The organism is Pseudomonas sp. RIT409, from assembly GCF_003052515.2.
GTDB lineage: Bacteria > Pseudomonadota > Gammaproteobacteria > Pseudomonadales > Pseudomonadaceae > Aquipseudomonas.
Genome location: NZ_QARE02000015.1, coordinates 77,646 through 99,215, shown reverse-complemented (window position 1 = coordinate 99,215; position 21,570 = coordinate 77,646). Strand labels below are relative to the sequence as shown.

Genomic DNA, 21,570 nt, shown 5'->3' with positions numbered 1-21,570 from the left:
AAGTCCTCAAATGTTACTGGTCAGGCTCATCAGGGGGAGCATGATGGCAAGCATGATCACGGCGACCATGACGGCCATGATCACGGTCAGGCTGGGCACCAGCGCGGCGAGCAGGCGGTCGATGCCACGCTTGGCCTCAAGGTCGAAAACATCGGCGATCTTGAGCAGCATGCTGTCGAGGTTGCCGGCCTGTTCGCCGACCTCGATCATCTGCAGTGCGAGCTCCGGCAGCAGCGGCTGCTCGCCGAACGCCTGGGCGAGGGTGCCGCCGCCTTTGACCCAGTCGGTCGCTTGCTGAACCTGGGCGCGAAGGGCATGGTTGCCGCACACCTGGCGCACGATGTTCATCGCCTGCAGCAGTGCGACGCCGTTGCTCAACAACGTGCCGAGCGTGCGCGCCAGCCTCGCGGCTTCGATGCGTTGCAGCAGGGGGCCAATCACCTTCAGCGAGAGCAGACGACGATCGTGCCGCTGGCGGCGCCGCGGATCCCGTCGCAGCACTGCGATGCCCCATAACGTCGCAACGAGGGCGCCCAACACCATGAGGCCGTACGCGCTGAAAAACTCACCCAGGCCGAGGATGGCTTGAGTAATCCACGGAATGGGTACGCCCAGGTCCCGGAAGATCGGTACGAATTGCGGGACGACATAGGCCAGCAGCAGGGCCAGCGAACCGAGTACCCCCACCACGAGAAAAATCGGATAAATCAGCGCGTTGACTACCTCGCCGCGCAGCTTCTGACTGCGCTCCAGGTAGTCGCCCAGTTGGCTCAAGGTGTGCTCCAGCGAGCCTCCGGCTTCGCCCGCGCGCACCATGCTGACGTACAGACTGGAAAACTGACCGTGCTCCTCTTCAAGCGCCTGGCTCAACGGTTTGCCGGCCTTGACCTGTTCGCGCACGCGTTCGAAGAGTGCCAGACGTTTAGGGTCATGCTTTTGTCTGATCAGGGTCGACAGCGCGCGCTCCAGCGGTTGACCGGCACCGATCAGGGTGGCCAGTTGCTGCGTGAAGCTGACCAGGGCCGGGCCATTGAGCACGCTACGGCGCATGGCCGCACGCAGCCCGACCGGGGCGCCAGCCTCCAGACTCAGCAGTAGCAGATTGCGCTGTTGAAGACTCGCTACGGCGGCATCTCGATCGCTTGCTTCGAGCGTGCCGTTGTGTGCGACGCCATCGGCGTCCAGTGCGCGGTACTTGAAATGGGCCATGGTCATTCGCTGCGCGTCACGCGCAGGACCTCTTCCAGGGAAGTCACCCCGGCCACGGCTTGTCGCAGGCCTTCTTCATAGAGCGTGCGCAATCCACCGCGTCGGGCGGCCTGTTCCAGGGTGGCCGCGTCTGCCTGACGCATGAGCAGGCTGCGCAGTTCTTCTGTCATGACCAGCAACTCGGTGATTGCGCTGCGCCCGTGGTAACCGCCGCCAGGCAGGTCGCTGTCAGGGCGGTACAGCATGATCGGGCGCTGATCGGTAAAGCGCTCCAGGCCGTGCTCCGCCACCAGTTCGGCCGGTGCTTCGAAAGCGATCCTCGTCACGGGGTCGAGTCGGCGCACCAATCGCTGGGCCAGAATACCTTTGACCGTGGAGGCGATCAGGTAGCTTTCCACGCCCATGTCAAGTAACCGGGTGATACTCGCCGCGGCGCTGTTGGTGTGCAGGGTCGACAGCACCAGGTGGCCGGTGAGCGACGACTGAATCGCAATGCGGCAGGTTTCCAGATCGCGCATCTCGCCGATCATGATCACGTCCGGGTCCTGCCGCACGATGGAACGCAGCGCTCCAGCGAAGTCCAGCCCGATGGAGGGCTTGACCTGAATTTGGTTGATGCCCTCGAGCTGGTACTCGACCGGGTCTTCGACGGTGATGATCTTGCGCTCGGCGGTGTTGAGCCGTGACAGTGCGGTGTACAGCGTAGTGGTCTTGCCTGAGCCGGTAGGGCCGGTGACCAGCAGGATGCCGTGGGGGTTTTCCAGGACGTCCAAAAAGCGTTGCAGGCGTTCGCCATCCATGCCCAAGCTGGGAAAGTCGAAGCTGACGTTCTGGCGATCCAGCAAACGCATGACCACGGACTCGCCGAAGCTGGTGGGCACGGTACTGACCCGCAGGTCCAGCTCCTTGCCCTGAATGCGCAGCATGATCCGACCGTCCTGCGGCAGGCGCCGCTCGGCGATGTCCAGCCGCGCCATGATTTTCAAACGGGAAATGATCGCCGCCGATGAGCTCGACGGCGGGGCCTCGGCCTCGTGCAGCACGCCGTCGATGCGATAGCGCACCTTGAGCTGGCTTTCGAAGGGTTCGATATGAATGTCGGAGGCGCGCTGCTCGACCGCGCGTTGCAGAATGAGGTTGACCAAGCGGATGACCGGCGCTTCGGAAGCCAGGTCCTTGAGGTGTTCGATGTCTTCATCGGCCCCGCGCTGATCGTCCATCGTTTCGATCAACGATCCCATGGCTGAGCGGCCCTGGCCGTAGAACCGCTCGATCAATCCGTCGACTTCGCTGGACAGCCCGACCGACACATACACCGGCGTCTGACAGGCGTAGCGCACAGCGTCCAGACCATAGGCATTGGCGGGATTGGCCGCCAGCACATGCACGCCATCGGCGTGGTTGCCGATGGGCAACAGACGGTGGTGGCGCATGAAGCGTTCGCTCAGCGGTGGCAAGGTGTCGTTCGGCGGCGTGACGGCGTCGGCGACCAGCAAGGGCGCCTCCAGGGTGGCGGCCCACGCTCGGGCCAGGTCAAGTTCCGACACCAGGCCAAGGCGTGTCAGCAGTTCGGTCAGCGAACTGCCTGGAGAGTCCTGGGCAAGGCGCTGTGCCCGATCCATGTCTGCCATCTTGAGCCCTGAGTGACTCACCAACCAGGCGCACAGCGCTTCAGCCGAGTGCTCGCTCAGTTCTTCGAGGGGGACGGGATTCAAACGATCGGACACGATTAAAGTTCAAGTAGCGACGCACCGAGGGCTGCCTTTAGTGGCGCCCTCGTGTACGTGATTAATAAGTGTAAGTGATTGATCTTAGTTGCTGGTGTGCGAAGTCTGGTCGGTAGGGCGACCCCGTTTGTTTTCATCGGCTTGAACTTGTTTATGCTGTTTCTTCGCGACTTCCACCGTTTTAGTTTGCGTCATGACCGTCGAGTCCGGTGCGCCGGAAACCGATTCCTGGGTATTTGATTCGGTCGCCATTGCAGCGGTTGATACTGCCAATGTCATTGCGGCCAGTGCACCAATCAGGGGCATCTTCATTCGGTGATTCTCCTATGGGGTTAACGGTAAAAAGGGACTCTCCTGCCTGCCGGAGGTGACGGTCAGAGCCGTCCACCAGGGCGGCTCTCCCCCGTAATCACTGGCGGTCAGGCGCAGTGTCAGGTCATTTTGCTAAACCTACAGACCTATAGGTTTAGTGGGAGTTCAGTGACTGTATCAAAAAATTTCAGCGATTTCTAAGGCGATTATTTTTTATTTGACTTCAACAAAAAACGCCTGTCTTAATTTAAGAAGCGCGGTCCAGTACTGCGTATTTAGCTGGCGCATTGCCAGTAACTTTTGGTCTTACCAAGCCTGTTGCCCAAGTTTCCAGCTTGTTGGCGCGCTCTCCTTTTTTTGCCCGCTGTTTAGTTAATGAGCTGCGGGATAGGTGTTTTATCGCCTTGAAATAAGGGTTTGCGCCTGTCAACTGCGACAATTGCGCACAGGGGCGATCTGGAGATTATTTATGCGAACCCGTAGAACGATCGGTGCCCATTCGGCATTGGCACTTTTGAGTCTGGCCATTGGTCATGCCAACGCGGCGACGACCACCACCCAGGAGCAGTTGGCGGCCAAGGAAGTGCGGGCCGAAAAGGCGGCGGAGAAAACGCTGGCGAAAATGACTCAGGAAGAAAAGCTGGCCTACATCGGTGGCATCGGCGGCTGGGACGTCAAACCACTGCCGCAATACGGCGTTCCGCAAATTCACGGTGCCGACGGCGGCGCCGGTATTCGTTACACCAGCGAGGGCAATGATCCGGGTGTGGTTTACCCCTCCGGTCCGAACCTGGCGGCGACCTTCAACCCCCGTCGCGCCATCGACTTCGGTCGCGCGCTGGGCTACGACACCGCGACCGGTGGCTATCAGTTCGTGACCGGTCCGGGCATGAACCTCTATCGCATGCCCTGGAGCGGTCGTGCCTTCGAATACCTCTCCGGCGAAGACCCGTTCCTCGGTGCCAGCCTCGGCCCTGCGGTGATCAACGGTATCCAGCAGCGCCGCGTCTGGGCCGAAGCCAAGCACTACGCAGGTAACGACCAGGAAACCAACCGCTTCATCCTCAACCAGACCATGCCTGAGCGCGTGCTGCGCGAGATGACGCTGCCACCGTTCGAATCGGCGACCAAGAACGGTACCGTCGCGATGATGATGTGTTCGTTCCAGAAGGTGAACGGCGAATACGCGTGTGAAAACAAGCACTTGATCGCTGACATCCTGAAGAAGGAGTGGGGCTTCAAGGGCCTGGTGCAGAGCGACTACAACGCCATCGTGCATGGGCTGCCGGCGGCCAAGGCCGGTACCGATCTGGACATGATGGGTGGCCAGATGAACAGCTCGGTGCTCAAGCCTTACCTGGACAGCGGTGAGCTGGACATGGCGACTGTGGACGACAAAGTCCGTACGATCCTCAAGAACATCTACCTGTACCAGTTCGACAAGTTCGCGCCGTTGACCGCCCACAACATGAACAGCGCGACCAGCAACAAAGTGGCGTTGAACATCGCCCGTGAAGGCATCGTCCTGCTGAAAAACCAGAACGACGTGCTGCCGCTGGACAAGGCCAAGGTCAAGCGCATCGCCGTGGTCGGCGACCTCGCCAAATACGCGCCGCCAACCGGTTTCGGCAGCGCCCATGTGGACGCGACCCATTACATCAGTGAGCTGAGCGGCCTGCAGCAAATGGCGCCCAACGCCAAGGTCGAATTCCTCGACGGCCTGTCGCTGGACCCTAAGGCTTCGAATTGGACCACCACCGACAGCAAAGGCAACACGGTCGCGGGCCTGAAGACCGAGTTCTTCACCAACGCCAACTGGTCCGGAGACCCGTCGGCCACGCGCATCGACACCCATGTCGACATGGACTGGTCCACCGACGATCTGCCGAGCAATGGCGATACAGCCAACACCTCGATCCGCTGGACGGGCCAGATGAAACCGGTCACCAGTGGCGAGCAAGTGTTCAAGGTGCGCGCCGACGGCGCTGTTCGCCTGTGGATCAATGGCGAGAAGATCATCGACAACGGTGATGGTGAGAACATCACCAACAAGAGCATCCCGCCGACCATTCCGGTGTCGGGCAAGATCAAACTGGAAGCCGGCAAGACCTATGACGTGAAACTCGAGTACTCGCGTCGTGACGGTTACCTGTCCACCATGGGCGGGCTGGTTGGCGTGCAAATGGCCTGGGCTTCGCTGGCTGCGCCTCAGGACCTGTCCCAGTACGACGCGGTCGTGGTGGCAGTGGGTAACAGCAACGAATACGAAGGCGAAGGCTTCGACCATGGGTTCGACCTGCCTGAGTACCAGAGCGAGTTGATCCAGAACATCGCCAAGGCCAACCCGCACACCATCGTCACGATGCACGGCGGTACCGGGCTGAACATGAGCGACTGGATCGATCAAGTGCCAGCTGCGCTGCACGCGTTCTATCCGGGCCAGAACGGTGGTCAGGCCCTGGCCGAGATCCTTTTCGGCAAGGTCAACCCGTCCGGCAAACTGCCGATCAGTATCGAACGTCACATCGAAGACAACCCGCTGTACGCGGACTTCCCGCATTACGACAACACCCGCACGCTCAAGGAAATCAGCTACAAGCACGACCTGACGATGCTCGGCTATCGTGGCTATGACAAGACGGGCACCAAGCCGCTGTTCGCGTTTGGCCATGGCTTGTCGTACACCCGCTTCACCTACAACAACATGTCGGTCACGCCGGGTGTCGCCGTGGGCAACACGCCGATCAAAGTCTCGTTCGACCTGACCAACAGTGGCCAGCGTGCCGGTTCCGAAGTGGCCCAGGTGTATGTTGGCCAGCAGAATCCGAAGGTCGAACGCGCCGTCAAAGAGCTCAAGGGCTACAAGAAGGTGTTCCTGCAGCCGGGCGAAACCCGTCATGTCACCATCGAACTCAATGACCGTTCGTTGGCGTACTACGACGATTCGAGCAAGCAGTGGGTGATCGATCCCGACACCTTCAACATCAGCCTGGGTGCGGCGTCGGACGATATTCGTCTGACCGGCAAGCTGGTCAATCAGTACCGCCAGGAGCTGTCGACCACCACCAGCAACCCATTGCCTCGTTCTGCACTGAACTCGGTCAAGGTCACGCTGCCACCGGTCAAGACTGGCGGCGTGTTCGATCAGGATGAGAACGTCAATGACGGTAACGGTAACGCCGACTACGACGGCAACACCGACTACTGATGGCCGCACGGGGTAGGGGCAGGGCGCGAGCCAGGTCTCGACCTCACCGGAGATGAAGGGAGCGGGGCGATCCAGCGAGTGGATCGCCCCGTTTCATTTCACCTGAATTTCGCGCTTGACCTGCGCCATGTAGCACTCGAAGTCCTTGACCAGATCGACTCGGTCCGGAAACCGCAGCCATTGGAACTGCAGGCCGTCCATCATCGCCAGAATTTGCTGGATGATGACGTCAAGGTCGACGTCTGCGCGCACTTCGCCGGTCGACACCAGGAAGTCAAGGCGGGTACGCATACGTCCGTAGATGCCTTGGTACCGGTTCTGGAACCACTCCCAAGCCGGGTGGCTGTCCACCAGGCTTTCGGCATTGAGAATGCTGAACGCGCGGATCACCCCGGGCGCCGTCGCGTTCGATCGGTTGAGTTTTTGCAACCCGTCGATGAACCCATCCAGCGTCGGTTCGCTTTGGGCCTCGTCGACCACCTTGCGGTTGACTTCGTCCCTGCGCGTCAGGACGGCCATCAGCAGCGCCACCTTGTTAGGGAAGTGGTGCAGCACACCCGCCACCGATATCCCGACATGCTCGGCGATTCTGGCAATGGACGCGCCGGTGTATCCCTCGAGCGAATACAAGGCCAGTGCGGCATCAAGCAATTCTTCACGACGTTTCTCGCCCTTGGGGGCGCGGCGGGTGCGGGCAGGCGCTTGGGGGGTGGCTGACATATCAATCCCTTGGGTTACGACTTGCGGGGGGTCACTGTACGTGAGCCTTCACCCTCGTCGCCAGTGCGATATCGCTCCCGAGCGTCGCTTTGCACACGCCGTCGCCCCGCCTGCTGCCCCGATGGACGTCCGGGCAATGGTTGGGCCATCTGGCTTTCGAGCCCTCAGACCACCAGCACCACCTTGCCCTGAAGGCCCCCTTTAGCGGCTCGACGATGGGCGTGCGCAGCCTGAGCGAGTGTAAAAGTGCTGTCGATCACCACGCGCAAGGTGCCGTCTTCCAGCAAGCGACCGGTCTCCTGCAATTGCGCCCCATTGGAACGCACCTGCATCGATGAGACCGTAATCCCCCGCTCAGATGCTTCGTCATGGCCGGAAAAACCCAGCGGGTTGACTAGAAACAGCCGGCCGCCGGGCCGGATCACGCTCAGGAACCGTTCCATGTTGGGGCCACCCACGGCGTCGATCACAAGGTCCACGTCCTGAGCGACCGCTTCGGCGGCGACCTGAGTGCGGTCGATGAAGGCATCGGCACCGAGTTCGCCAAGTAGACGCTGGTGTTTGCCGGAGGCGACGGCGATGACGTGTGCCCCTCGCCATTTGGCCACTTGGACCGCCAGGTGACCCACGCCGCCTCCGGCACCGTTCACCAGCACGCGTTTGCCTAGGAGTGGGACGGGCTGATGCTGAAAGGCCTGAAAGGGGTTCGGCGTGTCATGGCCAGGATCGACGAGAAATTGCCAGGCGGTGAGCAGCGACATGGGCGCGCCTGCCGCTTCGATGTGATCGATTTTGTCGGGCTTATGGGCCAGCTCGGTCTCGTGGACACGGACGTACTCGGCATAGGCACCACTGCCGGTCATCAGGTCAGCGGGAAAGCGCACCATGGCATAGACCTCGTCGCCGACGCTGAACCGGCTCGCGCCTTCGCCGAGGGCCACGACCTCTCCGGAAATGTCGGTGCCTAACACCAAGGGAAATACGGGGTCCGGGCGCCATTCAGGCGGCAAGGCCCGGTAGCCGTCCCGCAAGTAGAAATCGGGCGGGTTCAAACCCGCCGCACGCACGCGCACCAGAACCTCCCCGCACAGTGCGACGGGGCGCGGCGCGTCCTCGTAGCGCAACACGTCAGGGTTGCCAAATTCGTGCAGTCGCACGGCTTTCATCGTGTCGTTCATCACAGCCTCCTAGCGTCAAGTCGATGGGGTCAGCACAGGCTATGTCCAAACGGTGAGGTTGATAATGAGGCTGTCATTCGTTTCAATGGTGACATGAAGGAACCAATCGGATTCGAACGACTGAGCGGGTTGATCGCCTTTGCCCGCGCGGGCTCTCTGGGCAGCTACAGGGCAGCGGCCCGCTCGCTCTCGCTGTCTCCCTCTGCCATCAGCAAAAGTATTCAGCGGCTGGAGCGGCATTTTGGCGTTTCGCTGTTCACCAGGACCACCCGCTCCTTGGTGTTCACCGCTGAAGGTCGCGACCTGCATGAGCGGGTGCTGCAATTGTTGCGTCAGGCAGAGGAGATCGAGCAGGTCGCCAAATCGGCTCGTGCCGAGCCCGCCGGCACGCTGCGCATCGCAGCGTCACTGCCCATCGGGTTGCACATGATCGCACCCGCCATTGCCGCGTTCCGCAGCCGCTACCCCAAGGTGTTCGTTGACCTGCGGCTGAGCGATCAGATCGTCGATCTGATTGGAGAGGGCATCGACCTGGCAATAAGGATCGGTGAGCTTTCGGATTCTTCGCTGCTGTCGCGGCGACTGATGCCCTACACCTTGGGTTGCTACGCTTCGCCGGACTACCTCGCCCGCTGTGGCACGCCGCAGCATCCCGATGAACTGGCTCGCCACGAGACGGTGAACCTGCGCTATCAAAGCACCGGTCAGGCCATGCGCTGGCCCTTTCGTGTTGCAGACAAAGAGATCGAGGTGGTGCCGGCGTCACCGGTTATCGTCGATGCCAGTGAGGCCGTCGTCGCTGCCGTGGCCGCGGGCGCGGGGATCGGCATGTTGGCGAGCTTCATGGCCGATCCGGGCGTCCAGGCCGAGCGGCTGGTTCCGGTGCTTTCCGAGTTTGCGGTCCAGCGGCAGAACATCACGGCCATCTGGCCAGAGAGCCGACGCACCAACCCCGCCGTCCGTGCGTTTCTGGACATGCTCATCGAGATGGGCTGACGCGGCCCTCCGGTTGGTCAAACACCGGCTTGCTGGTGGCGCCATTCCTGCGTGCGTCCGCCGTAGCCATAGGCCGCTGCACGCGCGTCGATGAGGTGGATATAGGACACCTCGTGCACATCAGGAAGCAGCGCTTTCAGACCCGCATGGACGTCTGCGAGGAAGCGCGCTTTCTCCTTCTTCAGGTTAGTCTCGTCGGTGATGCTGATGTCGAGATGAAAGGCATTGCCGCCGATCTTCGACAGGGGTTGGCCGGCGATGAACCAGTCTTCTTTGGCGATGAACTGGACGGTCGTTGCCATCAATTCGGGCTGTTTGCCCAGCACCTCGGCGGTGAGCTGATTGATCAGCGCCATCGCTTTGTGAGCCAGATCAGGATTGCGCGAACCGGACAGTTGAAGGGTGATTGCAGGCATGAGAGGTATCCTTTGAATGGTTGACGGAGCCATTGTGCGAAGCTTCTTCCTATTGGAAAAGCCGTAAGATACGATGTCATTTATCGTTTTTTCGGATGGATAAAAATGCGCGGATTTGATTTCGAGCAGTTGAAGACCCTTGTGGCGGTGGTCGATGCGGGCAGCATTTCCGCAGCGGTGTCGACGCGCTTTCTGTCGCAGTCCTCGTTGAGCGAGCAGTTGCGCAAACTGGAGGAGGCCGCTGGGGGGCAACTGCTGGTGCGCAGCAAGCTTGGGGTGCAGGCCACGGCGGCGGGCGAGCGTATGGTCGCCCACGCTCGCAAACTACTGGCTTTGTCCGAGGCGGCCTGGCGAGACATGCACGGCATTGCGTTGGAGGGCGAACTTAATCTCGGCCTTTCCGATTATTTCAGACCGAGCCACCTCATGGGGCTGCTGAACCGGATCGCTGAACATCACCCGGGCCTCAGGATTCGCACGCAGGTGGGCAAGAGTGACGACGTGATCGCCGCTTACCGCAACAACGGTCTCGACCTGGCGATCGTCATGCGGATTGCCGGTGCTGCACGGGGGGCATACGGCGACGCACGGGTTTTGCGAACCGAGCGGCTGATCTGGGTCATGGCCAGTCAGAAGAAAATGACCGAGGCACAAAAACCGGTGGAGCTGGCCTTGCTGCCTGAAAGTTGCTCCCTTCATCGTTTGGCACGTCAGCAGCTCGACGCCCATCGGCGCCCCTACGTCATCGCCCACATCGCCTCGGGGGTCGCGGGCCTGCAAGCGGCGGTGGGCGCAGGACTGGGAATCGGTTGCCTCAATGCCTCCGCGTTGATCGAGCCGGGGATGACGGAGGTGCCTGACGGTCTGTTACCCGCGCTGCCGGACGTGGAATTTGTGTTGCTGGAAGCCACACAAAGCGATCCGATGGCCACCGCACGACTGCAGTCGATCACCGAGGTCATCGTCGAGACCTTGGCGACGTGACAGCCTCGCAGATGAGCCGTTCGAGGCCGTAATTCATTGGTTGGGATCATGGTCTTTAATTTAACAGGCATTTCCCAATCCATTTAGATACCGATCAATATATAAATCGTTGACCCCTCGGTTCACTCTCCTTATATTCATATCGATCAGTATATTAGTAAGGAGGAGACGGACATGGCTGTAGGTTCAGGACAGGATGGAAAGCTTCCGCTGGGGGCGTTGCTCGCACTGGCGATGACGGGGTTCATTTGCATCGTGACGGAAACGTTGCCCGCGGGCTTGCTCCCGGAGATAGGACGAGGGCTGGAGGTCTCGCCCTCGCTGGCGGGGCAGATGGTCACGGTCTACGCGCTGGGTTCATTGCTGGCAGCGATCCCCTTGACGATTGCCACGCAAGGCTGGCGCCGCAGGACCGTGCTGTTGCTCACGGTTGTCGGGTTCTTGGTGTTCAATTCCGCGACGGCGTTGTCCTCCAACTACTGGCTGACGTTGATCGCTCGGTTCTTCGCTGGCGTCTCGGCCGGGCTGGCCTGGAGTCTGATCGCAGGCTATGCGCGGCGCATGGTCGCTCCTCGGTTGCAGGGGCGTGCGTTGGCCGTGGCCATGGTGGGTACACCGATCGCCTTGTCACTGGGTGTGCCGTTGGGAACATGGCTGGGCGGCTTCATGGGCTGGCGCATGGCGTTTGCGCTGATGTCGGGCCTGACCTTGGTGTTGATCGCGTGGGTGCTGATCAAAGTCCCTGATTATCCGGGCCAATCGTCCCGCCAACGCTTGGCGTTGCGGCAGGTATTGTTCACGCCCGGCGTACGCTCGGTATTGGCCGTCGTCTTCACTTGGATGCTGGCGCATAACATCCTCTACACCTACATCGCCCCCTTCGTTGCCAAAGCCGGGCTGGCCAGTCAAGTCGACCGGGTGCTCCTGGCATTCGGCGTGGCAGCGCTGGCGGGCATCTGGCTGACCGGTCAATTGGTCGACCGTCATCTGCGTATGGCCGTGCTCGCGAGCCTCGCAACTTTCGCTGCTGTCGCAATCTTCATGGGCCTGTTTTCGGGGTCAGCGGCGGCCGTCTACACGGGCGTTTTCCTCTGGGGGCTGTCGTTCGGCGGCGCCGCCACGCTTTTGCAGACGGCGCTCGCCGATGCGGCGGGCGAAGGCGCCGACGTCGCGCTCTCCATGAACGTCGTGGTCTGGAACAGTGCGATCGCGGGCGGTGGCGTATTGGGAGGTGTGCTGCTTGATCAGTGGGGCGTCGTTGCGTTTCCCAGCGTTTTGCTGGTGTTGCTATTGCTCAGCCTCGCTATTGCGTTTCGGGCACGCGTGCATGGCTTTCCCCGAGGCCACCGGCGCAGCGGGCAGGTGATAGCAGGCCATTGATGGCGTGGATGCGACGCACATTCTCGAAGCGTGAGCGGCTGCAATGCGTCAGCCGCGTTGTGCGATCGCACGATACTTCGGCAGTACCAAGCACGCCGTGATGGGCAACATCCCTCCGCGGACCGGGCGGTTCGCGGAGGGTCGAAGGCATTGCCTAGATAACGCCGCAGGCCACGCGGTCTCCGCCACCGCCCAAGGGCATTGGCATGTCGGAGTGGTTGTCCCCACCTGCATGGATCATCAGGGCGTGGCCCTTCACCTCCGAAATCTTTTTCAGGCGAGGCGCCAACACTGGGTAATTCGCCATGCCGTCGGCCGTCACGTAGACCGCCGGCAAGTCGCCCAAGTGCCCATCGCCATAGGGGCCCAGATGCTTGCCGGTCTTGGCCGGGTCGAAGTGCCCTCCCGCGGCGAGGGCTGCGACTTTCTTGCCGTCCTTGGTGCCTGCATCGCAACTGCCGTTTTCATGCACATGGAAGCCGTGGATTCCAGCGGGCAAGTCGCTCAGTTTGGGCGTGAACACCAGACCGTACGCGGTCTCGCTGATGGTAACCTGACCGATCGGCCGAGGTGCGCCATCCGCGCTGACCAGGTTCATGGGCACATCCAGCGATGCCGCCTGAGCTCCCAGAGAAAGCGTACCGAGAAGACCGAGCCAGACATAACGTTTCATATGCGTTTTCCAATTCAGGTGGATGAAGGGTCAGGATAGTTGAACGACTACAAGAAGACGTTTCAAACGGTGAGCCAGCCTCCTGCGTCGCTGCTGCCAAGGGCCTTGAAGGGCCGTCCCGTGTGAAGGGCCCATGAGAGCCGCTGCGCTAGCCTACCCACGAGCAGCTTCTTGTCATGACCGACGATCGCCATGGTGGTTCCGGCCGGAATGTGTCTTGCAGAAAGCGCATGAAATGTCGGGTTCACTCCGGGTATCCATCGCGCTGATGGGACAGCGCCACGACATCCCCATCGGGCAACTTCCAGCCGGGCAGTGGCCTGAAGGATTTGCTGCCTTTAAACATCGGCCCATAGACCGCCGCACGCTCATGCTCCAGTACGGCGCCTTGGACCCTGCCCCCGCGAGAAATGCCGGTTTCTGTTCGACGGTTTTCCGCGTGTGCGGTGAAGCTGCGAAGCTCATCCCGTTGCCGTTTCATGCCGGCGTTAAACGGCTGGAAAGGGCGTCAGACCAGTTAAAAAAAGAGAAACAGGCAGGATTGAGCCAGGATCAAGCGGGTCAGTGTCAGTGCGGAATATTAACCTGACGGTACTCATCACTACGGAGTCCGTCATGAATGTCATTGTCATTACCGGTGGTAGCCGGGGAATCGGTGCCAGCGCCGCCATCGAGTGTTCCCGTCGCAATTTAGGGGTGGTGCTGACCTATAACCAGAACGCGGAGGCGGCTTTTGACGTCGTCCGACGAATCGTCGACGAGGGCGGCAAAGCTGTCGCGTTGCCGTTGGATGTCGCTGAGGTCTCGACGTTTGGCTCTTTCAAGGACGCATTGGAAAATGCATTAGAGGCCACGTGGGGAGAAGTTGGTCTGAGTGGGCTAGTGAACAATGCAGGGTACGGAATGTATAACCCTATTGTCTCCACGACCGAAGCCGAATTCGATGGCTTGATGAACGTGCATCTGAAGGGGCCGTTTTTTCTGACGCAGGCGCTGCTGCCATTGATGAAAGAGGGGGCATGTATCGTCAACCTCACCAGCGCCACGACGCGTGTAGCGACACCTGGTGTGGCGCCGTATGCCACGTTCAAGGGTGGCCTGGAAGTATTGACCCGCTACATGGCGGCTGAATTCAGCGCACGACGCATTCGCGTCAACTCAGTCTCGCCTGGCCCTATCCGAACAGAGCTGGGTGGCGGGCTGAGCGACGAATTCGAATCGTTGCTGGCTTCTCAAACGGCCCTTGGACGAGTCGGCGAGCCACAAGAGGTTGCTCGTGTCATCGCCTCATTGCTAACCCTCGACGGCGGCTGGATCAATGCTCAAAACATTGAAGTCAGTGGCGGCTACATCATCTGAGGATAAGCACATGATTGACCATATTTTTCTCACCGTTCGTGACATGGATCGCTCCATCGCCTTCTACGACAACGTGCTTCCAATGCTGGGTATCACCAGTCGCCTTGATTACCAAGGGGCATCCGAGGTTGAAGGGCCCATTGAACTCAAGGGGTTTGGCGCCAAAGGCCGTATGTTTTTCTGGTTGCGTAAGGGCACCCCAGCGCCCGGGGCGGTTCATGTCGGGTTCGTAGCGGACTCAGAAGATCAAGTGAACGCAACCCATGCGCAGGCATTGTCCTGTGGCGCGGTGGATGTGCATCCGCCTGGGGCACAGCGTCATTATGATCCCCGCTACTACGCCGCTCAGGTCAAAGACCCTGATGGGTACAGTTTGGAATTCGTGTACAAAAGCTGGCAACACTGAGGTGATGCAATGGACGAGCAGGATAAGCCCGCACTGACCGCAATCCATGCTTTTTTCGCGGCCACGAACCTATTCGATGTACCCGCCGCCTTGGCGGTTTTCACAAACGACGCCGTGATCGACGACCCATCCACAGGGCATATCTTCACGGGGCTGCTAGGTGTTCAAGATTATCTGGAACGGTATTTCGTCGCCTACCAAACGGTAACCCGCATGTTGGAGTGTGAGCTTTTCGAAGCAGGTCGAGCCCATATAAGGGTCGACTTCACGGGTGATTTTGGCCACGAAATTGGGGTGATGGACATCTCCTTGAATGCCGAAGGCTTGATAACGCACATCCACGCCTACTTGGAATGACGTTTACCAAGGTGAATTCATGAAAAAGCTCATGATCTACGGCGCTACTGGTTACACCGGTGCGTTGGCTGCGGAGTATGCCGCATCTATCGGTCTTGATTTAATAGTCGCAGGGCGGGCACGCAACAGACCGGCGCTTGAAGCACTGGCCCGACGGCTCGGTGCCGAGGCGAGAGTTTTCGACCTCCATGGAGGCGACGCTCTGGAAGGATTGTCCAAGGACGTATCCGTCGTACTGAATGCTGCGGGGCCTTTTGTAGAAACCGCCGAATTTCTCATGTCCATAGCCATTCGGGCAAACGTTCATTACCTCGACTTTTCAGCTGAGCTAAGCAGTTATCGACAAGCGCTAGCACTGAGTGATGAGGCGCAGGTTAACGGCGTAATGCTGATGCCAGGAAGCGGCGGCAGCGTAGCAATGCTGGGCAGTCTCGCGGGTCATGCTGCGTCTCGAGTGCCTGAACCGCGTAGTTTGAGCATCGCCCTTGAGGTGACAGGTTCAATGTCAAAGGGGTCAGTTGCCACTGCTGGGATGGGGATGGCGATGAACCCCCTGAAACTGATCAACGGAAACCTCGTAACTCGCAGCCCGGATGAAGTCCGAGACTTCGATTTCGGCCGCGGCCCTCGCTCATCGTTTCCAGTAACCCTACCTGATCTCCTGACGCTGCATCACATGACCGGTATAGGCAACATCGAAACGTTCGTTCATATAAGCGAAGGCGAATTTTCGACGAGTTCGGGCGACGCGCCGACGGCCGGTCCGACACCCGAGGAGCGTGCTGCTAACAGGTACCGAGCGACGGCGGAAGTTACCGGTGCAGATGGTCGAGCGATTCGATCATCACTCTCATCTGTAAACGGCTACACCTTTACCGCCATGGCTTCGGCCGAGGCCGCGCGGCGGGTGTTAGCAGGCGAGTATTTGCCGGGCTTTCGAACTCCTGCTGGATTGTTCGGTTACGGCTTCGCCCTCACGATCGCCGACACGACAATCACCGATTTTGCCAGCCAGGATAGCTAATGACACAGCTAGCTAAGGTGCGTGGCCCTCTGCTTCCTGTGACCTGAGATCGTAAACCGGGAGCGAACATCGGCTTAAGGTGCTAACCATTCGAATCACGCCGCAGCCAACGTGTTTCGGCTCCAAGGCTTGAGCTTTTGCCGCCCTACAGCATGGGCTCAAGACCTTCATGTTGGCGAACCGTCGCAACAAGCTGGCGCAAGCCGGGCGGCGGAAGCCGACGGTTGGAATAGTAAAGGCAGAATGGAGCTCCTGATGAGGCCCACTCTGGCAAAACAACGCGCAAGTGGTCTCGTTCAATGTCGAGATTCACGCGGCGCTCAGGCAAATAGGCGAAGCCTAACCCACTAATGGCTGCGCCCACTGTGTGCTCGGTTTCGTTAGCGCAGATCGGGCCGTCGACGTGGAGTCGAACCGTCGATTCACCGTTGCCCAGCTCCCAAGGGTACAGGCTGCCATCGCCGATTCTCATCTGTATGCAAGGTAGCTGCAGCAGATCCGCGGGCGACTCAGGCAATCCGACTTGGTCGATAAGCATTGGGGCCGCTACCACTACCCAGCGTACTGGAGCCGTGAGCGCTACACACACCATATCGTTCGGCACCTTGTCCCCATAGCGAATGCCAGCATCAAATCCTCGCTGAATAATGTCGACCATCTGGTCATCAACACAGACGTCTAGTTTTACGTCGGGATAGGCTGCGAAAAACGATGTGAGTGCTGGCGCCAGGACAAGCCTGGCACCATCGCGTAATGCGGTAATTTTCAAAATGCCTTTTGGCGTGCCCCGGCTCCCCTCTAACTCATTCAGGGCGCGCTGTATCGACGCGAAACCTACCCCCAGTTGACGCGACAGCGACATACCTGCCTCGGTCACTGTTATCGTGCGACTGGAGCGGTTGAGAAGACGTATTCCCAAGCGTTGTTCTAGCCTGCGCAGCCGATGGCTCAGCGCCGAACGGGTCACATCCAATTCAATTGCCGCTTGGCCAAAGCTGCCATGGCGGACAATTACCTGAAAAACATACAGATCGCCCAGCATTGCACTGTCTGTTTCCGTCATTTGAAGTTTCCTAACGCCGATGTTGAGTAATAGTAAACGATTGTACGCAGCTTCTCGTTGTCAACCGAAAGCGAATCAAGTTCGCGTTTCTAACTATCATGAGTGAGGTTCTATGAAACGTCTAAAAGACACTGTTGCAATCGTGACGGGCGCGGCCACCGGTATTGGGCGAGCGACATCTATTGCATTTGCGCGAGAAGGGGCCCGCGTGGTCGGGGTCGACGTCAATGAAGATGAGCTAAAACGTACTGTGCAGGAGATTGTTAACTCGGGTGGTCTGGCAGAGGGATACACGCTCAATGTGGGAGACGAAGAAAAGATCATTCATTTCACTCGCTACGTCAATGAACATTACGGGAGGGTCGATGTGCTATTCAACAATGCTGGAGTGGATGCAATCGGCGGGAAAGTGCACGATTATCCGACAGAGCTATTTGACAAAATCGTGGCGGTTGATCTTCGTGGTACATTTTTGATGAGTAAATACGTTATACCCCTGATGCTCCAACAAGGCGGTTCAATCGTCAATGTATCTTCAATGTCAGGCTTGGCCGCCGATCTTGATCGGTCAGGCTACAACGCGGCTAAAGGAGGTATTACCAATCTTACGAAAGCGATGGCAATTGATTATGGACGTCAGGGTATACGTGTCAACTCCATTTGCCCTGGGACGATTGAGACGCCGCTAGTGGATACCTTGGCAGGGGCCAAGGAAGACCGTGATGGGCAAGCTTTTCGAGACGCGCAAACATGGGTTACGCCGTTAGGTCGGATCGGGCGACCTGAGGAAGTTGCAAGCGTAGCTGTATTCCTGGCTTGCGATGAAAGCTCTTTCATGACGGGTGAGTCCCTGCTGGTCGACGGAGGAGTAATGGCTTATACATGGCCCGGAAAAATGCTTATCGACGATAGCTGGAAGCATCCCAAGCAGTAGGACGCTCGGCTCGAATGTTTTTGCATGAAAACGTGGAGGGGGGTTGATTATCGCCAAACAAATGACTAGCGCTTAATTTTTTCTTACTACACAGGAATCAACAGATGGCTTTCAACAAATTGATAGAGTACGACGATGCATCTCCAGAGGTCAGAGATGTCTACGACGATATCATGTCTCATCGAGGCGTCGAAGATGTCAACAATTTTTGGAAGTGTGTTGCTGCTCACCCACCGACACTTCGGGATACTTGGCACTCTGTCAAGTCAATCATGGACGAAGGGGCGCTGAGTCCACTAGTCAAGCAAATGATCTACATGGCTGTCAGCATCACCAACGCCTGCGCTTACTGCACAGCTTCTCACACCGCTGCAGCGAAGACCTCCGGAATGACCAGCGAAATGTTTGGTGAATTACAAGCAGTTATCGCATTGGCGAATGCAACCAACCGCTTGGCGCTCGGCTATGATGTGCCGGTGGATGATCAATATTTATCAAAATAGTCTAACTGCTGACCCGCGTGAAATGACGGGGCCATCGTTGGCCCCGTTTGTGGGTGGCAAATGCCAAAGCGCTGCGAGTGGGCAACGTGGCGAGTTCTAATACCTAGGCTTTCGGTTTTGGTGGCAAGTGGGCACCTGCTGCGATGAGCTTTTCATGCAACAGCTCCTCCCAGAACTCAGAGGGAATCTTCGCCTGCATCGAGTTATAGTCCTCTAAAATTTGCTGATCGCTATGAGCTCCCACCACCAGTGCAACCGCCTCGGACGCGGAAGCGGAAAATTGCAGGGCGGCCGTGCGCAGGTCTACGCCATGCCGCGCGGCAACTGCCCGGAGACGGTCACGTTTAGCGAGAACCGCTGCTGGAATCATGAAGTTTTGCTTTCCATAGTTATAACGCGAGCTGCCGGAAATAAAGCCGGCGTTTAGCGAGGATCCCATCACTAGAGAAACCTGCTTGGCTCGAACAGCCGGAAAGAGCCTCGTAACAGTATCTTCATGATCAATAAGCGAATACTGTCGCGCGCACAGGCATACATCCGGATCCGCATCTTCTATCACTTTCAGTATGGCGTTAGGGGTATTTACCCCAACGCCCCAACCTCGGATGATGCCTTCATCTCGCATCTTGGATAGCGCGGGGAAGGCCCCTTTGCGTGCGATCTCGTACTGCTCTTCCCATCCATTCGGGAAGTAGGCGAAATCGGGTGACAAATCATGCACAAAGGCTATATCCAGATGTGATACACCCAAGCGTTGGAGACTGTCCTCAATGGAGCGGCGCACCCCGTCGGCTGTGTAGTCGATGATCAAATCATTTGGGGAATCGGACAGCGGAAAAATTTCTGCATGTTTATTATTCTCGGATGCTTTGAAAAGTTTCCCTACTTTTGAGGACAGTAAGTATTGGTCGCGGCGTTTGTTGTGAAGGAAGCGACCAAAGCGCCGCTCTGCCAATCCGAACCCATACCACGGAGCGACATCGAAGTAACGAACGCCCGCATCCCAAGCTGCTTCCAACGTGGCATCTGACTGCTTATCAGTATGCTTATCGAATTCGTTGCCCAGGGGAACGCCCCCCAAGCCAAATTTGAATTCAGGCTTGAATATCTGGTGCGCGCGGGTCGTCATGGTGTGTTCTCCGTGATTCGTTTGGCTCGATTCGTCGCCGAAGGCAGGCAGCAATGTCGCGCCCGCTGCAGCGGTCGCGGACATGGCTAAGAATCTTCTCCGTGTACTGTTGTATTCGGTCATAACAACCCCTTTACCGAGAACGGTCTCTATTGAAGACGACCGACCGAGTTCGATGGTCATGGTTAGCGTTAGCGACACCTGATAGTCGATGTATTCCCATCGCGGCCTGAAGCTGCACACTGTTCTGACCCCAAGGGGCAAGGAGCGCGTGACCAGGTTCAGCTTTAGAAATATCTGTTTGGGTGGTGGCGCATTAAAAGAGATAGTTCCACGGATGATTTGGTTCGATGAGGAAACCTCATCCTAGCGACGAGTATTTTGATCACCGGTTACACAACGGCGATCGGCCAAGCCTGCTCATCGCCGAGTTGAATTTCTTTCATCAAACATCTTCCTGTTCAATCGCTCAATAGAACACCTCCATACGACGATTTCAAAGTTCAAATGGAGATCGGCGCAGGGGACGTGAAGAATCCCTGCGGCTGCAACCCATCAACTATCAGGGAGTGCCAGCATGCACAGCCTAGTTTCACTCGAACTGACCGATGCGAAGTCGCTTATTGCTGCCGCCGAGACAGAAGCAAACAGGCTTTCCAGTCCAAGCAATATCGCAATTGTGGATGTCACAGGTTACTTAATAGCTCATGTTCGGATGGATGGTGCTCAATTGGGCAGCGTACATCATTCTATTGATAAGGCTTTTACGAGCTGCGTACTGCGTTCAGATACAGGCGTGCTAACTGATCAGGCGCAACCCGGAGGTTCGCTGTACGGGCTTGCAGGCAGCATCAATGGAAGAGTAATCACGTTCGCAGGTGGAGTTCCTGTCAAATCAGATGGCTGCGTCATCGGAGCCATTGGGGTCAGCGGCGGCACGGCCGAGCAGGATCATCAAATCGCGCTAGCGGCGGTGGGTGCGTTTGAAAAAAACGCACTGCCAAAGTCAATGCATTCTCAAAAAAACTGAGGCGGACTTATATCTATGTCATCCAAAACTATCCTTATTACGGGCGCTGGAACTGGGTTCGGGAAAGAAATCGCGTTACAAGCCTCGGCTGCGGGGCATCATGTGATTGCCGGGGTTGAAATCACTGCACAGATCGCAGACCTCAGCAATGAAGCCAAGCGCCGAGGGTTGGATCTTCAGCTTGAGAAGTTAGACGTGACCGATGCTCAGGACAGGGACCGAGCACAGCTGTGGCCAATAGACATTTTACTGAACTACGCTGGTATTTCTGAGGGCGGAAGCGTCGTGGATATTCCATACGCACAGCTCCAGCGTCAGTTCGAGGTTAATGTATTTGGGCCTGTTTTGTTGACGCAGGGAATCGCGAAGAGCATGGCCAGGCGGGGTCAAGGAATGGTGATCTTCATGTCGTCTGTGGCCGGCCTGACCGTTGACCCCTTTACCGGTGCATATGCGGGATCTAAGCACGCTGTGGAAGCTTTCGCGGAGGCCCTTCGAAAGGAGATGCTCGAATTCAACGTCCAGGTCGCTACCATTAATCCAGGCCCGTTTTTGACCGGATTCAATGACCGAATGTTTGAAACTTGGCAGACATGGGCCAGCGACCCTAAATCTCGATTGTTTGATTACAGTTCAATTGCCTTTCCCCACAAGCAATTTGATTTCAAACCGGTGGTCGACGCGGTCCTCGATGTAATTGAAGGCCGTTCGAAGCGCTATCGAAATGTCGTGCTCAAGGCCTTTGAGACGCAGGTCAAAGATGAACTGCAAGCGGTCTGGGATCGTTCGTTTCAGGACGGACTTGGTACCCGACATGAGCTCGTGCAGGCCGCATACGACCTGAAGCCCGCAACGCCAGTCGAGTGAGTAAAGGTTCCTCAAAAAAGCACCTAAGTTGTGTTCATCCTTCGAGCCTACCCTGGCACCTAAGCTGAAGTTGTATCAAGGCCGTCGGTGCCATG

Annotated in this window: 22 protein-coding genes; 13 read left to right on the top strand and 9 right to left on the bottom strand. The window is 58.2% G+C overall.

What is annotated here, in order from left to right; genetic code table 11:
* Positions 1–6: 6 nt before the first annotated feature.
* The 3 genes from gspF to DBP26_RS18670 all read right to left on the bottom strand — a co-directional run bounded on the left by gspF (position 7) and on the right by DBP26_RS18670 (position 3,248).
* Positions 7–1,209, bottom strand: coding sequence for a type II secretion system inner membrane protein GspF (gspF, locus tag DBP26_RS18680; RefSeq protein ID WP_108239031.1), 1,203 nt, complete (start codon positions 1,207–1,209; stop codon positions 7–9).
* Positions 1,210–1,211: 2 nt separating this feature from the next.
* A complete protein-coding gene (gene gspE, locus DBP26_RS18675; RefSeq protein ID WP_108239032.1) occupies positions 1,212–2,840 on the bottom strand; it encodes a type II secretion system ATPase GspE in 1,629 nt (542 codons plus the stop codon).
* A 180-nt stretch (positions 2,841–3,020) separates the two neighbouring features.
* On the bottom strand, positions 3,021–3,248 hold the full coding sequence (locus DBP26_RS18670; RefSeq protein ID WP_108238938.1) for a hypothetical protein: 228 nt from the start codon (positions 3,246–3,248) through the stop codon (positions 3,021–3,023).
* A gap of 469 nt (positions 3,249–3,717) precedes the next feature.
* Between DBP26_RS18670 and DBP26_RS18665 the strand changes: the two genes are divergently transcribed.
* Positions 3,718–6,456: a glycoside hydrolase family 3 C-terminal domain-containing protein gene (locus DBP26_RS18665; RefSeq protein WP_108238939.1), complete on the top strand. Its 2,739-nt coding sequence runs from the start codon at positions 3,718–3,720 to the stop codon at positions 6,454–6,456.
* Positions 6,457–6,549: 93 nt separating this feature from the next.
* Here DBP26_RS18665 and DBP26_RS18660 read toward each other — a convergent pair whose 3' ends face one another.
* Together DBP26_RS18660 and DBP26_RS18655 are read right to left on the bottom strand one after the other, a co-directional pair.
* On the bottom strand, positions 6,550–7,176 hold the full coding sequence (locus DBP26_RS18660) for a TetR/AcrR family transcriptional regulator (protein WP_108238940.1): 627 nt from the start codon (positions 7,174–7,176) through the stop codon (positions 6,550–6,552).
* Positions 7,177–7,340: 164 nt separating this feature from the next.
* On the bottom strand, positions 7,341–8,354 hold the full coding sequence (locus tag DBP26_RS18655) for an NADP-dependent oxidoreductase (protein WP_108238941.1): 1,014 nt from the start codon (positions 8,352–8,354) through the stop codon (positions 7,341–7,343).
* Positions 8,355–8,447: 93 nt separating this feature from the next.
* Between DBP26_RS18655 and DBP26_RS18650 the strand changes: the two genes are divergently transcribed.
* Positions 8,448–9,350: a LysR family transcriptional regulator gene (locus DBP26_RS18650; RefSeq protein WP_108238942.1), complete on the top strand. Its 903-nt coding sequence runs from the start codon at positions 8,448–8,450 to the stop codon at positions 9,348–9,350.
* Positions 9,351–9,367: 17 nt separating this feature from the next.
* Here the strand turns inward: DBP26_RS18650 and DBP26_RS18645 are convergent, their stop codons facing one another.
* The gene (locus DBP26_RS18645) at positions 9,368–9,766 is read right to left on the bottom strand and encodes a 4-oxalocrotonate tautomerase (RefSeq protein ID WP_108238943.1); all 399 of its coding nucleotides are present in this window, start codon (positions 9,764–9,766) and stop codon (positions 9,368–9,370) included.
* Positions 9,767–9,871: 105 nt separating this feature from the next.
* Between DBP26_RS18645 and DBP26_RS18640 the strand changes: the two genes are divergently transcribed.
* Positions 9,872–10,750 carry a LysR family transcriptional regulator gene (locus DBP26_RS18640; RefSeq protein ID WP_108238944.1) on the top strand — a complete coding sequence of 293 codons (879 nt, stop codon included), beginning with the start codon at positions 9,872–9,874 and terminating at the stop codon, positions 10,748–10,750.
* 174 nt (positions 10,751–10,924) lie between these two features.
* Complete coding sequence (locus DBP26_RS18635) at positions 10,925–12,130, top strand: MFS transporter (protein WP_108238945.1); 1,206 nt, start codon at positions 10,925–10,927, stop codon at positions 12,128–12,130.
* A gap of 154 nt (positions 12,131–12,284) precedes the next feature.
* Here DBP26_RS18635 and sodC read toward each other — a convergent pair whose 3' ends face one another.
* Positions 12,285–12,803, bottom strand: coding sequence for a superoxide dismutase family protein (sodC, locus tag DBP26_RS18630; RefSeq protein ID WP_108238946.1), 519 nt, complete (start codon positions 12,801–12,803; stop codon positions 12,285–12,287).
* A gap of 217 nt (positions 12,804–13,020) precedes the next feature.
* Between sodC and DBP26_RS27505 the strand changes: the two genes are divergently transcribed.
* The 5 genes from DBP26_RS27505 to DBP26_RS18605 are packed head-to-tail and all read left to right on the top strand — an operon-like array spanning position 13,021 to position 15,949.
* Positions 13,021–13,392 carry a hypothetical protein gene (locus DBP26_RS27505; protein WP_158541390.1) on the top strand — a complete coding sequence of 124 codons (372 nt, stop codon included), beginning with the start codon at positions 13,021–13,023 and terminating at the stop codon, positions 13,390–13,392.
* Between the two features lie 26 nt (positions 13,393–13,418).
* A complete protein-coding gene (locus DBP26_RS18620; protein ID WP_108238947.1) occupies positions 13,419–14,162 on the top strand; it encodes an SDR family oxidoreductase in 744 nt (247 codons plus the stop codon).
* Between the two features lie 10 nt (positions 14,163–14,172).
* The gene (locus DBP26_RS18615) at positions 14,173–14,568 is read left to right on the top strand and encodes a VOC family protein (RefSeq protein WP_108238948.1); all 396 of its coding nucleotides are present in this window, start codon (positions 14,173–14,175) and stop codon (positions 14,566–14,568) included.
* A 9-nt stretch (positions 14,569–14,577) separates the two neighbouring features.
* On the top strand, positions 14,578–14,925 hold the full coding sequence (locus tag DBP26_RS18610; protein WP_108238949.1) for a hypothetical protein: 348 nt from the start codon (positions 14,578–14,580) through the stop codon (positions 14,923–14,925).
* A gap of 19 nt (positions 14,926–14,944) precedes the next feature.
* Positions 14,945–15,949: a saccharopine dehydrogenase NADP-binding domain-containing protein gene (locus tag DBP26_RS18605; protein ID WP_108238950.1), complete on the top strand. Its 1,005-nt coding sequence runs from the start codon at positions 14,945–14,947 to the stop codon at positions 15,947–15,949.
* 145 nt (positions 15,950–16,094) lie between these two features.
* Here DBP26_RS18605 and DBP26_RS18600 read toward each other — a convergent pair whose 3' ends face one another.
* Positions 16,095–17,012, bottom strand: coding sequence for a LysR substrate-binding domain-containing protein (locus DBP26_RS18600; protein WP_108238951.1), 918 nt, complete (start codon positions 17,010–17,012; stop codon positions 16,095–16,097).
* Positions 17,013–17,124: 112 nt separating this feature from the next.
* On the opposite strand from DBP26_RS18600, the gene DBP26_RS18595 reads away from it, so the two are divergent.
* Together DBP26_RS18595 and DBP26_RS18590 are read left to right on the top strand one after the other, a co-directional pair.
* The gene (locus DBP26_RS18595) at positions 17,125–17,946 is read left to right on the top strand and encodes an SDR family oxidoreductase (protein ID WP_108238952.1); all 822 of its coding nucleotides are present in this window, start codon (positions 17,125–17,127) and stop codon (positions 17,944–17,946) included.
* Between the two features lie 104 nt (positions 17,947–18,050).
* Positions 18,051–18,449 (top strand): carboxymuconolactone decarboxylase family protein, encoded by a 399-nt coding sequence (locus DBP26_RS18590; protein WP_108238953.1) that lies wholly within the window; start codon positions 18,051–18,053, stop codon positions 18,447–18,449.
* Between the two features lie 103 nt (positions 18,450–18,552).
* On the opposite strand, the gene DBP26_RS18585 is transcribed toward DBP26_RS18590, so the two are convergent.
* The gene (locus tag DBP26_RS18585; RefSeq protein WP_218565083.1) at positions 18,553–19,701 is read right to left on the bottom strand and encodes an aldo/keto reductase; all 1,149 of its coding nucleotides are present in this window, start codon (positions 19,699–19,701) and stop codon (positions 18,553–18,555) included.
* Positions 19,702–20,155: 454 nt separating this feature from the next.
* On the opposite strand from DBP26_RS18585, the gene DBP26_RS18580 reads away from it, so the two are divergent.
* On the top strand, positions 20,156–20,608 hold the full coding sequence (locus tag DBP26_RS18580; protein WP_108238955.1) for a heme-binding protein: 453 nt from the start codon (positions 20,156–20,158) through the stop codon (positions 20,606–20,608).
* Positions 20,609–20,623: 15 nt separating this feature from the next.
* Positions 20,624–21,475 carry an SDR family oxidoreductase gene (locus DBP26_RS18575; protein WP_108238956.1) on the top strand — a complete coding sequence of 284 codons (852 nt, stop codon included), beginning with the start codon at positions 20,624–20,626 and terminating at the stop codon, positions 21,473–21,475.
* The last annotated feature ends 95 nt before the right edge of the window (positions 21,476–21,570 follow it).

Coding starts and splice junctions, on each gene's coding strand:
- gspF (WP_108239031.1), bottom strand. CDS start 1,209: ATGGCCCATTTCAAGTACCGCGCACTGGACGCCGATGGCGTCGCACAC.
- gspE (WP_108239032.1), bottom strand. CDS start 2,840: ATGGCAGACATGGATCGGGCACAGCGCCTTGCCCAGGACTCTCCAGGC.
- DBP26_RS18670 (WP_108238938.1), bottom strand. CDS start 3,248: ATGAAGATGCCCCTGATTGGTGCACTGGCCGCAATGACATTGGCAGTA.
- DBP26_RS18665 (WP_108238939.1), top strand. CDS start 3,718: ATGCGAACCCGTAGAACGATCGGTGCCCATTCGGCATTGGCACTTTTG.
- DBP26_RS18660 (WP_108238940.1), bottom strand. CDS start 7,176: ATGTCAGCCACCCCCCAAGCGCCTGCCCGCACCCGCCGCGCCCCCAAG.
- DBP26_RS18655 (WP_108238941.1), bottom strand. CDS start 8,354: ATGAACGACACGATGAAAGCCGTGCGACTGCACGAATTTGGCAACCCT.
- DBP26_RS18650 (WP_108238942.1), top strand. CDS start 8,448: ATGAAGGAACCAATCGGATTCGAACGACTGAGCGGGTTGATCGCCTTT.
- DBP26_RS18645 (WP_108238943.1), bottom strand. CDS start 9,766: ATGCCTGCAATCACCCTTCAACTGTCCGGTTCGCGCAATCCTGATCTG.
- DBP26_RS18640 (WP_108238944.1), top strand. CDS start 9,872: ATGCGCGGATTTGATTTCGAGCAGTTGAAGACCCTTGTGGCGGTGGTC.
- DBP26_RS18635 (WP_108238945.1), top strand. CDS start 10,925: ATGGCTGTAGGTTCAGGACAGGATGGAAAGCTTCCGCTGGGGGCGTTG.
- sodC (WP_108238946.1), bottom strand. CDS start 12,803: ATGAAACGTTATGTCTGGCTCGGTCTTCTCGGTACGCTTTCTCTGGGA.
- DBP26_RS18620 (WP_108238947.1), top strand. CDS start 13,419: ATGAATGTCATTGTCATTACCGGTGGTAGCCGGGGAATCGGTGCCAGC.
- DBP26_RS18615 (WP_108238948.1), top strand. CDS start 14,173: ATGATTGACCATATTTTTCTCACCGTTCGTGACATGGATCGCTCCATC.
- DBP26_RS18610 (WP_108238949.1), top strand. CDS start 14,578: ATGGACGAGCAGGATAAGCCCGCACTGACCGCAATCCATGCTTTTTTC.
- DBP26_RS18605 (WP_108238950.1), top strand. CDS start 14,945: ATGAAAAAGCTCATGATCTACGGCGCTACTGGTTACACCGGTGCGTTG.
- DBP26_RS18600 (WP_108238951.1), bottom strand. CDS start 17,012: ATGACGGAAACAGACAGTGCAATGCTGGGCGATCTGTATGTTTTTCAG.
- DBP26_RS18595 (WP_108238952.1), top strand. CDS start 17,125: ATGAAACGTCTAAAAGACACTGTTGCAATCGTGACGGGCGCGGCCACC.
- DBP26_RS18590 (WP_108238953.1), top strand. CDS start 18,051: ATGGCTTTCAACAAATTGATAGAGTACGACGATGCATCTCCAGAGGTC.
- DBP26_RS18585 (WP_218565083.1), bottom strand. CDS start 19,701: ATGACCGAATACAACAGTACACGGAGAAGATTCTTAGCCATGTCCGCG.
- DBP26_RS18580 (WP_108238955.1), top strand. CDS start 20,156: ATGCACAGCCTAGTTTCACTCGAACTGACCGATGCGAAGTCGCTTATT.
- DBP26_RS18575 (WP_108238956.1), top strand. CDS start 20,624: ATGTCATCCAAAACTATCCTTATTACGGGCGCTGGAACTGGGTTCGGG.